The sequence below is a fragment of the Zoogloea sp. genome, from assembly GCF_030157465.1.
Taxonomy (GTDB): domain Bacteria; phylum Pseudomonadota; class Gammaproteobacteria; order Burkholderiales; family Rhodocyclaceae; genus Zoogloea.
In genome coordinates this window covers 1-11,448 of record NZ_JAOAUU010000119.1, presented here as the reverse complement: position 1 = coordinate 11,448, position 11,448 = coordinate 1, and the positions used below count along the sequence as shown (strand labels likewise).

General features: G+C 68.5%; 9 protein-coding genes and 2 riboswitches. Of the genes, 1 reads left to right on the top strand and 8 read right to left on the bottom strand.

All coding sequences use genetic code 11. The annotated features are described in order from the left end of the window. The 8 genes from Q1W26_RS14325 to Q1W26_RS14290 all read right to left on the bottom strand — a co-directional run. Positions 1 to 1,118: tetratricopeptide repeat protein (locus Q1W26_RS14325; protein ID WP_300441502.1), on the bottom strand; the 1,118-nt coding region annotated here is incomplete at its 3' end. Further along, entirely contained in the window at positions 1,118 to 2,449 is a 1,332-nt protein-coding gene (locus tag Q1W26_RS14320) for an ABC transporter ATP-binding protein (RefSeq protein WP_300441499.1), read from the bottom strand. The genes Q1W26_RS14325 and Q1W26_RS14320, both read right to left, overlap by 1 nt. Positions 2,450 to 2,526: 77 nt before the next feature. After that, the gene (locus Q1W26_RS14315) at positions 2,527 to 3,480 is read right to left on the bottom strand and encodes a D-2-hydroxyacid dehydrogenase (protein ID WP_300441496.1); all 954 of its coding nucleotides are present in this window, start codon (positions 3,478 to 3,480) and stop codon (positions 2,527 to 2,529) included. 96 nt (positions 3,481 to 3,576) lie between these two features. Next, complete coding sequence (gene cobO, locus Q1W26_RS14310) at positions 3,577 to 4,209, bottom strand: cob(I)yrinic acid a,c-diamide adenosyltransferase (RefSeq protein WP_300441493.1); 633 nt, start codon at positions 4,207 to 4,209, stop codon at positions 3,577 to 3,579. Positions 4,210 to 4,246: 37 nt separating this feature from the next. Beyond that, positions 4,247 to 5,029, bottom strand: coding sequence for an ABC transporter ATP-binding protein (locus Q1W26_RS14305; protein ID WP_300441490.1), 783 nt, complete (start codon positions 5,027 to 5,029; stop codon positions 4,247 to 4,249). Next, positions 5,026 to 6,045: an iron ABC transporter permease gene (locus tag Q1W26_RS14300; protein WP_300441487.1), complete on the bottom strand. Its 1,020-nt coding sequence runs from the start codon at positions 6,043 to 6,045 to the stop codon at positions 5,026 to 5,028. Before Q1W26_RS14300 ends, Q1W26_RS14305 begins: the two co-directional genes overlap by 4 nt. 129 nt (positions 6,046 to 6,174) lie before the next feature. After that, positions 6,175 to 7,992: a TonB-dependent receptor gene (locus Q1W26_RS14295; protein ID WP_300441484.1), complete on the bottom strand. Its 1,818-nt coding sequence runs from the start codon at positions 7,990 to 7,992 to the stop codon at positions 6,175 to 6,177. 134 nt (positions 7,993 to 8,126) lie between these two features. Next, positions 8,127 to 8,370, bottom strand: a riboswitch (cobalamin riboswitch). Positions 8,371 to 8,438: 68 nt separating this feature from the next. After that, positions 8,439 to 10,379 (bottom strand): TonB-dependent receptor, encoded by a 1,941-nt coding sequence (locus Q1W26_RS14290; protein WP_300441481.1) that lies wholly within the window; start codon positions 10,377 to 10,379, stop codon positions 8,439 to 8,441. A gap of 133 nt (positions 10,380 to 10,512) precedes the next feature. Further along, positions 10,513 to 10,757, bottom strand: a riboswitch (cobalamin riboswitch). A 210-nt stretch (positions 10,758 to 10,967) separates the two neighbouring features. On the opposite strand from Q1W26_RS14290, the gene cobU reads away from it, so the two are divergent. Further along, on the top strand, positions 10,968 to 11,448 hold a 481-nt coding region (gene cobU / locus Q1W26_RS14285), incomplete at its 3' end, for a bifunctional adenosylcobinamide kinase/adenosylcobinamide-phosphate guanylyltransferase (protein ID WP_300441479.1).

Genomic DNA, 11,448 nt, shown 5'->3' with positions numbered 1-11,448 from the left:
TTGTCGTAGGAGACGGAGAGGTCGCGCTGGTAATCGGCGCGCTCGGGCTCGGCGCGGGCGAGGCGCTCGGAGATAGCGAGGGATTTCTGGAAGAAGTCGCGGGCGGTCTCGCCCTGCCCGAGGGTGGCCATGAGGTCACCGAGCTTTTCGTAGGAGACGGAGAGGTCGCGCTGGTAATCGGCGCGCTCGGGCTCGGTGCGGGCGAGGCGCTCGGAGATGGCCAGATCTTTCTCGAAGAAGTCGCGGGCGGCCTCGCCCCGCCCGAGGGCGGCCATGAGGTCGCCGAGTTTCATGTAGACGACGGAGAGATCGCGCTGGTAATCAGTGCGCTCGGGCTCGGCGTGGGCGAGGCGCTCGGCGATGGCGAGGGCTTCGCGATAGGCTTTCAACGCTTCGTCACTGTGCCCGCGGACGGCGAGGTGGTTGCCCAGCCGGCCAAGCAGAATCAGCAAGGCGCGCTGGGTGCCGAGGTCGTCGGGGTGGGCGAGGGCGCGCTGGCGGGCGCGGTCGACTTCGCGGGCGAGTTCCCGTTCTCCGGCCTCGTCGCTGGCTTCGATTCCGGCGGCAGCCCGTTCGGCGGTGAGCGCTTGCAGGGCCGGGCTGGCGTCGGCAGCGGTGGTGTCGGCTTCCAGGGTGATCGACACGCCGCGCAGCGACCAGAAGTCCGGCGCTTCCTGGGCGAATGCCGCTTCGAGCCGGGGCGACAGGCACAGCAGCAAGGCCGCATCCAGGCGCCGGGCGAGGGCGTTGCGCTGCTCGTTCATGCGCCGAAAGAGCAGGCGCCAGGCGGGGATGTCGGCTTCACTGGTGAAGGTGGCGTCGAGGGCGAAGACGAGGCGTTCGTCGGCGGCGGGCGCGGGAAAGGCGTCCAGGTGCGTGGTGACGAGGGCGGCGAGGGCGGCGCCGTCGAGGGGAGCGTCGCGGGGCGGGAGGTCGTAGGGGGCGAGGTGTTCGCTGCGCAGGCTGCCGCCGCGTCGGGCGGGCACCGCGTCGGCCAGCGTGGCGAGCAGCTGGCGGATCTGGCGCGGCGATTGGCTGACGACAATGTGGAACTGAAAGCCGTCGCCCAGCGCGAGGGCGCTGATCAGGTGCTTGAGCGCAGCGCGGGCATCGGGCATCAGGGGGCGCTGGGTGTTGCGGCTTGGGCGAGGGCGGCGCGGGCTTTCTTGACGCCGGGAATTTCGGCCACCGCGGGGTGGAGGTCGAACCAGTCGTTGCCATTCACGTAGCGCAACACGGCGTTGTTGAGCAGCATCTGGTCGGCGATCTGGCGGTGATCGTTGTTGAGCACGGTGTAGTACTGCTCGGTGGCCACCTGGGCCAGCCAGTCGAAGGCGTCGGCCGGCACGATCTTGCGGTAGGCGTCTTTCAGTTCGTTGAAGATGCGTTCGAAATCGGGTTGGGAAAGCGGCAGGTCGTCGTGGGCCAGCGCGAGTTGGAGCAGACGCACGATTTCGCGCGGGTAGCCGCCGGACCAGTGGATCAGTTCGGCAATGCGCGCCTCGCTGTCGGGGCCGAGGATTTCGGCGATGGCGTTGTCGGGCACCCGGCGGCGCACGAGTTCCCGCGCGGCGTCGAACCCCGGCGGGAAGGGCGTGCCGTCCCGGTTGGCGAGCTTGATCATCGGCAGAAAGCTCACATGCTCGAAACGGCGGCTGACCAGCGCGGTCGGGATGGTGTAGAGCACGTGCACCGGCAGGTGCAGGTGGGGCGCGCCGCCGGCAAAGATGCGCTCGGCGCTGGCCAGCACCTGCTCCCAGTTTTCGCTGGTGCCGCGCAGCTTTTCGAGGGAGTCGAAGATCACGACGAGGCGCGAGTGGCCGCATTGACGGGCACGCGCTTCGAGTAGTTCCAGTTCTTCGCGGGCTTGCTTTAGAAAGAGGGAGAGGTGGCTGGCGATGATGGAACGCACCTTGCCGCGCAGGCTCGGGCGGGTGCGCATTTCGGCAACCAGCTTTGGGCCGCCGGGAACGGTGAATTCGCCCTTGCCGAGTTCCAGGTCGGTTTGGGTCAGCCAGTTCCACAGGCGGGTGAAGTAGCCCTCCATCATCGCCTGTTCCGGGTCGCGGCCTTCGGCCTTGAGTACGGCTTCTTCAACCGCGAAGAGGATCGCGGCGATCACGTCGGGGATGTCGACCGGATTGGTGAGGTCGAGGCTGGTTTCACCGTCGATGAGCACCGGAAGGAAGTCTCCCCGCGGAGGCTTGCTCAGGCGGGCGATGAGGCGCCGCAATTCGGTGGATTTGCCCGAACCGGGCAGGCCGGTGAACAGCAGGAAAACCGGCGGGTCGGAGAATTCGATCTTGCGGGCGAGGGTTTCGACCCAGTTGCTTCCACGCACTTTTTGCGGGCCGATGCCATCGATATCCAGGTTGCGCGCGTCGTCCGGCGCGAGGGATTCCTGGAAGTGGCAGCGGTTGTAATACGTGCGTTGGGTGGCGAAATCCATGGTGGCTCCTGCGGGCATAGCGGCGTTCCGGGCGAACGCCGGCGAATCTTAGCGCAAACCTGCGTCGGCCCAGATTTTCACGCCACCCGGTTTACCGCCGCCCCGGCTACAAACGCCTCGATGTTGTCGATCAACTGATCGGCCAGCGTTTGCATCGCTTCGCGGCTGGACCACGCGACGTGGGGCGTCAGGATGAAGTTGCCGGCGTCGAGCAAATCCGGCGCCAGCAGCGGGTTGGCGACGGGGGGTTCTTCGGTGAGCACGTCGAAGCCGGCGCCGCCGATCTGGCGGGCGCGCAGGGCTTCGGCGAGGGCGGCTTCATCCACCAGGCCGCCGCGGGCGGTGTTGATCAGGATGGCCGTAGGCTTCATCGCCGCGAGTTCGGGCGCGCCGATCAGGTGGCGGGTGGCGTCGGTGAGCGGGCAGTGCAGGCTGATCACGTCGGCTTCGCGGATCAGGCGCTCGAAGGGCAGGTAGCCGTCGCGGCAGGTGGTCGCGCCCTTGTGTTCGCCAAGAACGACCTGCATGCCGAAGGCGGCGGCGATGCGCGCCACGCCCTGGCCGAGGGTGCCGCTGCCTAGGAGGCCGAGAGTTTGGCCGGCGAGGTCGCGGATCGGGTAGTCGAAATAGCAGAACTGTTCGCTCTTCTGCCAGCGACCGGCGGCCACCGAACGGTGGAAGGGGCCGATCTGCCGGGCCAGCGCCAGCAGCAGCGCAAAAACGTGCTCGGGCACCGTTTCGCGGGCGTAGCCGCGCACGTTGGAGACGACGATGCCGCGCGCCCGGCAGGCGTCGAGATCGACGTTGTTGTAGCCGGTGGCGGCGATGGCGACCATCTGCAGCGCGGGCAGGCCGGCGATGATGTCGGCGCTGAGCCGGCGCTTGTTGACGATGGCGATGGTGGCGTCGGCGAGGCGCTCGGCAAGCTGGTGCTGGGCGGTGGCCTCGTGCTCGACCCACGTGTGGGCAAATGCCGGGCGGCGGAGCTGGGCTTTGAGTGCGCCGGCTTCGATGGAGACGATGCGATGCATGGCGGTGGCGGGTGCGAAAGGGTAAGGGCAAGGCGCCAAGCTTACCGCGCCGCCACGCCTGGGTAGAACACGGGAGTGGCGCAGGGGCCGCCGGGGTTAGAACTCCACGCCGGCCTGGGCTGCGATGCCGGCCTTGAAGGCGTGTTTGACCACGCCCATGTCGGTGACGGTGTCGGCGGCTTCGATCAGGGCGTCGGGGGCGCCGCGGCCGGTGACGATGACGTGCTGCATCTCGGGGCGGCTTTCGATGTCGGTGATGACGTCGGCCACGTCGAGGTAGCCGTACTTGAGCGCGATGTTGAGTTCGTCGAGCACGACGAGGCCGATTTCCGGGTCGTCGAGAAAGCGTCGGGCCTGCTCCCAGCCAGCCTTGGCGCTGGCGGTGTCGGCGCTGCGGTCCTGGGTGTCCCAGGTAAAGCCGTCACCCATGACGTGCCAGCTCACTTCGGGCTGGCGGCGGAAGAAGGCTTCTTCGCCGGTGTCCGAGCGGCCCTTCACAAACTGCACGACGCCAACCTTGAGGCCGTGGCCGATGGCGCGGGCGAGCACTCCGAAGGCGGCGCTGGACTTGCCCTTGCCGTTGCCGGTGTTCACCAGCAGCAGGCCGCGCTTGTCGGTGGCGGCGGCGATGGCGGCGTCGACGACCGCTTTTTTGCGCTCCATGCGCGCCTTGTGGCGGGCGTTGCGTTCGGCTTCGGAGGCGGGCGGGTTGGGGTGTGCGTCGCTCATGGTTTCTCTCGCTTGATGTTTTTGTGTGGGTCGGACTTCAGACCGGCACGAACAGGCTTGTTTCGCCGTCCATCACGGCGCGCAGCGGGTGGCCGAAGGCGGCGGACAGGCGCTCGACGGTGAGCACCGTGCGGGCCGGGCCGAAAACGTGGCCGCCTTCGCCATCGAGCAGCAGCACGTGGCTGGCGTAGCGGGCGGCGAGGTTGATGTCGTGCAGCACCATCGCCACACCGCTGCCGCTGGCGGCAAGCCCGCGGAAGTGCTCGAGCACGGCGATTTCGTGGTGCAGGTCGAGGTGGGAGAGGGGTTCGTCGAGCAGATACAGGCGCGGCTGCTGCACGAGCAGCGCGGCGATGGCGAGGCGCTGGCGTTCGCCCCCGGAGAGCGTCGGCACCTGGCGTTCGGCAAAGCCTTCGAGACCCATCTGGGCGAGGGCATCCAGGGCGATGGCTTCGTCTTCGGGGCTTTCCCAGTCCCAGCGGCCCAGGTAGGGGTGGCGGCCGACGAGGGCGGTTTCGAGCACGGTGGCGCTGAAAAAGTCGGGCTGGCTCTGGGCCAGCAGGCCGCGCAGGCAGGCTTCGTGACCGCGCGGCCAGGCACCGTAGGGCTGGCCCGACAGCAGCACCGCACCCCTGAGGGGTTCGCGCAGGCCGGCCAGGGTGTGGAGCAGGGTGCTTTTGCCGGCGCCGTTGCGGCCGAGGATGACCAGCGTGTCACCCGGCTGCAGCGTGAAATCGAGTTCGCGGCATACGCTGTGGCGGCCAATCTCGACCGACAGCCGGTCGGCACCGAGGATGGGGGGCCGGACGTCCATTTTCATCGCGGATGCCTCGCCAGCAAAAAGAGGAACACCGGCACGCCGATCAGCGCGGTGAGCACCCCCACCGGCAGCTGGATGGGCGCGACGACGGTGCGCGCGGCGGTGTCGGCGGCGCACAGCAGCACGCCGCCAGCCAGGGTGGCGGCGGGCAGCAGCAGGCGCTGGTCGTTGCCGATGGCGAGGCGCACCAGGTGCGGCACGATCAGCCCGACAAAACCCACCGAGCCGACGGTGGTGACGGCCACCGCGGTGAGCAGCGCGCCGAGGCCATAGACCAGCGCCCGCAGGCGCCCGACGCGCACGCCCAGCGCCCGGGCGGTGATTTCGCCACGGGCCAGCAGGTTGAGTTCCCGCGCGAAGGGCAGGGCAATCACCAGGCCGATGAGCAGCAGCACGAGTGCCGGCCACGGCTGGCTGACGCTGCTGGCGTCGCCCATCAGCCAGAACAGCATGCCCTTCACGCGGCCTTCGGGCGCGAGGCTGAGCATCAGCGCGACGGCCGCGCCACAGCCGGCGGCCACGATCACGCCGGTGAGCAGCAGGCGGGTTTGCGTCCATGAGCCGTCGCCGTGGGCGAGGCCGAAGACCAGCAGCGTGGCGCCCAGCGCGCCGATGAAGGCGCCGGCGTCGATCCAGCCCGACGCTGCGCCGGCCAGGATCGCGCCCAGCGCGCCCACCGCGGCGCCGCCGGAAATCCCCAGCACATACGGGTCGGCCAGCGGGTTGCGCAGCAGCACCTGCATCAGCGCGCCGGCCAGGGCCAGCAGCCCGCCGCAGGCAAAGGCGGCGGTGGCGCGGGGCAGGCGCAGGGTGCGCACGATGTCGGTTTCCATGCCGCCCGCGCCGCCGGTGATCGCGTTGATCAGGTCGGAGCCGGAAACCGGCAGTGCCCCGGCCGACAGCGACCACGCAAAGGCTGCCAGCGCCGCCAGCACGAGGCCGGCCAGCACCAGCCGCGCGCGGCGGTGGCTGCGTCGGTGTGGCGTTAGGGGGATGGCGGGCTGCGTGGAGGCCATCGTCAGTACGCCTGCGTCAGGCGGAGGTGGATTTTCTGCATGGGTTCAGTGGTTGCGGAGGGCTGCCGAGCGCCCCCAGGGCCGGGTTAGGCCCCGCCCTGGGGCCGGCCCCAGGGTTTCGGGTGAATCTTACTTCGGCGCGTAGCGTACGCCGAAGAAGACGTTGGCGCCGGCCGTCTCGTAACCCGCGGCGGTGACGTAGTCCTTGTCGAGCACGTTGTTGGCGCGGGCGAAGACCGACCAGTCACGATCCGGGCTGTAGCTGCCGTACAGGTTCAGCAGGCTGTAGCCGCCCAGCCGGGTGGTGTTGGCATCCGTGTCGAAACGTCCGCCCGAGGCGTACAGCTCGGTCCGCCATTCCCACTTGCCGAGCTTCTGGCCGACGCTCACGGTGCCGAAGTTGGCCGCCCGGCGAGCCAGGCGGTTGCCGGTGCTTTCGTCCTTCGGATCCTGATGGGTGGCGTTGGCCGCCAGGTTGAAACCGGCGAGGTGGCCGCTGTAGGCCAGGGTCGCGCCGCTCAGGCTGGCGTTGCCGATGTTTACCGGCGAGGTGCGGCCGGACCACGAGATCAGGTCGGTGATCTTGTTGGAGAACCACACCAGGCTGGCTTCATGGTTGCCACTCTCGTAATGCAGGCCGGCTTCCCGGTTCTTTGAGGATTCCGGCTTCAGGTTTGGATTGCCTTCGTAGCCAAAGCCATCGAGGGGGTAGTACAGATCGTTGAAGGACGGGGCCTTGAAGGCCGTGCCGTAGGACGCGCTGGCGCGCCAGGCGCGGCTGATCTGGTAGCCATAGGCCAGCGAACCGGTGTTCCGGTCGCCAAACTGGGAGTTGTTGTCCCGGCGCAGCGTGGTTTGGAGGCGGTGGGCGTCGAGCGAGGCGTTCCAGCCGAAGATGAACGAGTCGATGGTCCTGTCGTTCTGGGTGTAGGTGGACGACGAGTCGATCTGCTGCCGGAGGCGCTCGGCGGCGAGCAGGAAGCGGCCAACCCGGGTCGTGATGTCGTTCTGCCAGGCAAACTGCTCCTGGATCGTGCGAAAGCGGCTGCTGGCGACGGCGTTCTTGATGTCGAAGGATTTGTCGGTGCTTTGCCCGGCGCGCAGGGTGCTGGTCCAGCTCTCGCTGAACGCGTTTTTCAGGTAGAGGCCGTAGTTGAGAACGCTCAGATCGTTGCGATAGTTGTTCTTCCGGCCGGTGCCGTCGTAGCGGTTGGAGCCTTCGCTCTGGAACAGGTTGAGGCCGATTTCGTGTCCCTTGGCCAGCTGGTAGGCGAAGTTGGCGCTGGCGCTGTTGTTCTCGAAGCCGTCCCGGTCCGGGTTGTAGGTGGGGCCGATCCGGCTGCTGAAGCCGTCGGTCTTGCTGTGGGTGGCCTGCACGCTGTAGTTGAAATCAGCCGTGCCGCCGGCAACACCGGCACTCACGGAGCGGGTGCCGAAAGTGCCCATGCCGGCTTCCACGTTGGCGCGGGTCGGGCCTTCTCCGCGGCGGGTGAAGATCTGGATCACGCCACCGATGGCGTCGCTGCCATACAGGGCCGACGCCGGGCCACGCAGGATCTCGATGCGTTCGATCTGGCTGGCCGGCAGGCGCGACCAGGAGAACTGGCCGAGGGAGGCCGACCCGACCCGCATGCCGTCGATGAGCACCACGGTGTGCTTGGCATTGGCGCCGCCGCGCATGTAAACGCTGGAACTGGCGCCGGGGCCGCCGTTTGAGGCGTATTCCAGGCCGGGCTGGCGGGAGAGGATCTCGGCAACGGTGCTTTGGCCGGCGTTGTCCAGATCGGTACGCTCCAGCACCGTGACATCGCTCAGTTGTTCGTTGATGCGGGTTTCCTGGCGGGTGGCGGTGACGACGACGGTGGGCTGTTCGTGCTCGGCAGCCTGCGTGACGGACGGCAATGCAGTGGCGACCGCAATGGCGGCGAGGGTGGGGCGGATGATCATCTGATGGTTTCTCCCTGGCCCGCTGGCGTCCCCGCCGGCGGGTGGATTGCGTCTGGAAGCGCAGGGGAGGTGACTTGGAGAGAAAGGCCCGGGAAAACCCATGACCGCGCTCGTCGCCACCACCCCGTGGCACTTCCGCTTGATGTGATCAAGGCCGGTATCCGGGCTTGCAGTGGCGGCGGGGCCGATCAAACCGGCTCCACCGTGGCGCGTCGCCTTCCCAGGCCGGAGGGCCCAGTGGCGTAGTGACGCGTCGTTATCCTGCTTACCGTTGCGGGGGCAGCACAGGCATTGCGGCTTCGAGCGAAGGCCGCGCACCTGTTTCCCGTTTAACCCCGGGCGCGTCAGCCCTGGAGCACCTTGGTCACGTCGATCGGCCGGCGGTGGTTGCGTCGGCCGAAAGTTCTGTTGTGGGTCTTGAAACGGCTAAAAAGCGCTGCGCCGCATCAGCGGAAGTCGTAGCGCACGGTGCCGAACAGGCTGCGGCCCTCGGCCGGGTAGAAGTAGTAGTCGCCGGCGAAGGACGAAAACAGGGCGTAGGGCGCGTACTTCTGGTTGGTGGCGTTGGCGAGGCGCAGTTGCAGCGTCACGTCGCGCAGCTTCCAGTCGGCGTGGAGATCGAGGATGCCGTAACCGTCGAGCATCTCCTTGGTGTTGTCGAAGTCGCCGCCGAAGCGACGCTTGCCCGTGTGGGTCCAGGTGGCGCCGTAGCGGCCGGCGGTGGCGGCATCGAACACCGCACCGACCCGGTACCTGAGGTGGGGCACCAGCGTGATGTCCTTGCCGCTGTTCGGGCCGTCCACGAACCTGGCGTTCTGGGCGGTGAGGCCGGCGTTCAGCTCCAGGTTGCGCACCGCGCGCCAGCGGGCCTCCAGCTCGACGCCTTCGCGGCGGGTGCGGTCGAAGTTCTCGTTGGCATAGGTGATCGGGTTGTAGCCGATCTCGTCGGTGAGGCTGAGGCGGTAGAGGGCGCCCTGCAGCATCAGGTCGGCCGTCTTGTAGCGGGCGCCGACTTCAATGTTGGTGCCGTGCTGGGGCCGCACGTTGCCGCCGGTAAACACCGGCGCGTAGGTGAGCGGGTCGTAACCGAAGAGTTCGTCGGTGGTGGAGAAGCGGAACACCTGGCCCCAGCGCGTGAACAGCCGGGTGCTGCGGTCCAGATCCCAGGCGAGGCCGGCCTCGAAGGCGTTGCGGGCGTGGGTGGCTTCGCCGTTGATGCCGTTGGCGCGGTCTTCGGCGTGCTGGCGGACGATCTGCCGGCGGGCGCCGACGGTGAGGTGCAGGTCGTTGCGCAGGGAGGTGGTGTTCTGCAGGTAGAAAGCGCGGGACAACTGGGAGCCGGTCTGCGTCAGCGCCACGTTGTCCACCGCGCCGTGGAAGACATCCAGCCCGCCGACGGTGGTGCTGGCCAGCCCGCCCAGGCCGTGGCGCCATTGCAGGCGCGGGGTGAAGGCGGTGGTGTCGCGGTTGGCGATGTAGGGCGTGCCGCCATAGACGGCGTTCTGGCGGGCGCTGTTGTAGGTGATCTCGCCTTCCAGCGTCAGGGTGTCGGTGAGGGCGTAACGCACGCCGGGGCGAACCCGGTAGCCCTCGCGCTTCTGGTGGTCGGTAAGGCTGCGGGCGCGGGTGGCATCGGCGTCGTAGTCGGCGCGCTTGATCGAGCCGGGCAGGCCGTTGGAGTCGCCGTAGGCGGCCACATCGATGAAGACTTCCCGCTCCTCGCCGAGCACATGCCCGACCCGTCCGGACAGGGCGCGCTGGTCGCCACGGGTGTTCTGGCGCCAGCCGTTCACGTCGGCGTAGTTGGCGAAGATGTTGAAATAGGTGGCGTCGCCCGAGCCGGAGGCGGACACATCGACCCGGTGGTAGCCGTAGCTGCCGAGGGTGAGGCCGGCGCTGGCGCGAGGGGCGCCGGATTTGTCGGTGATGATGTTGATCACGCCGCCCACGCTGCGGTCGCCGAACAGCACGCCGCCGGCGCCGCGCATCACTTCCACCCGCGACACGTTCTGGAGGGGGATCGCCGACCAGTCGATGCCGCTCATGTCCACCGGGTTGAGGCGCTGGCCGTCGAGGAGAATCAGGGTGTTGCTGCCCGCCGCCTCGCCGAAGCCGCGCAGGTCGACAATCGTGTCGATGCCCAGCGCGCCGGACATCGGGCGCACATCGAGGCCTGCGGCCATGCCGAGCACGTCGGGCAGACTGGCGCCGCCGCTCCGGGCGATGTCGTCGCGGCTGATGCGGGTGAGGCTGACGGGGGCTTTGGATCCGGTGTCGTCGAAACGGCTGGCGGTGACGACGACCTCGGGCTGCACGTCGGCGGCAAGGGCCGGCGCGGACAGGGCGGCAGCCACCGCGATGGCGGCAGCAGAACGGCGGATGGTCATTTTTATGTGTTCTCCCTGACCCGCTGGCGTCCCCGCCAGACCGGGCGAATCATGTCTGGAAGCACGCAGGGAGGAGCACCGAGAGATGCGCCGGACAAACCGGTCGCGCTCGTCGCCACCACCCCGTGGCACTTCCGCTTGATGTGATCGAGGCCGGTATCCGGGCTTGCAGGTCAAGGCGGGCCGAAAGGGCGGACCTCTTGCGATGCGTCGCCTTCCCAGGCCCGAAGACCCAGTGGCGGTGTGACGCATCGTGCACCTGCTTACCGTTGCGGGGGCAGCACAGGTATTGCGGCTTCGATGGAAGCTCGCGCACCTGTTTCCCGTTTAACTCCCGGGCCGAAAGGCCTGGGGAGCACCTGGAACACGTCTGTCGCCGGCGGCAAGGCCGCTTGCAAACAGCCCTCAATGATAGCATTGAAAAATTGAATTCTTTGGCGAGGGAGCAGGCGTGACGACTGAGCGGAGTGGGTCTGGAACACGGGCGCCGACGATGCGCGACGGGCGCGGGGTCGCCTTGAGCGTTGAGGGGGCGGCGGCTGTCGGGCGTGGCGTTCTCACCTCTCCCGCCTTGCGCCTGGCTGCCCCATGACCCGCGAACTGATCCTCGGCGGCGCCCGTTCGGGCAAGAGCCGCCTGGCCGAACAGCAGGCTTCCGCCAGCGGAATGGCGGTGCATGTCATCGTGACGGCCGAAGCGCTGGACGAAGAAATGAGCGCCCGAATTGCGCGCCACCAGGCCGACCGCCCGGCCGGCTGGACGGTGCTCGAAGCGCCGCGCGCGCTGGCCGCGGCGCTCGAAGCGACGGCCGCGCCGGAGCGCTGCGTGGTGGTCGATTGCCTCACCCTGTGGCTGGCCAACCTCCTCGACGGCGCCGAAACCCTGCCGCCCGGCGCGGGCGCCGAGTTGCTGCCGGCCTTTGCCCGCGAGCGCGCCGCGCTGCTCGGGCTGATCCCGCGCCTGCCGGGCCGGGTGATCTTCGTTGCCAACGAAGTGGGCCTCGGGCTGGTGCCGGAAACCCCGCTTGGCCGCCTGTTTCGTGACGAAGCGGGCCGCCTGAACCAGGCCG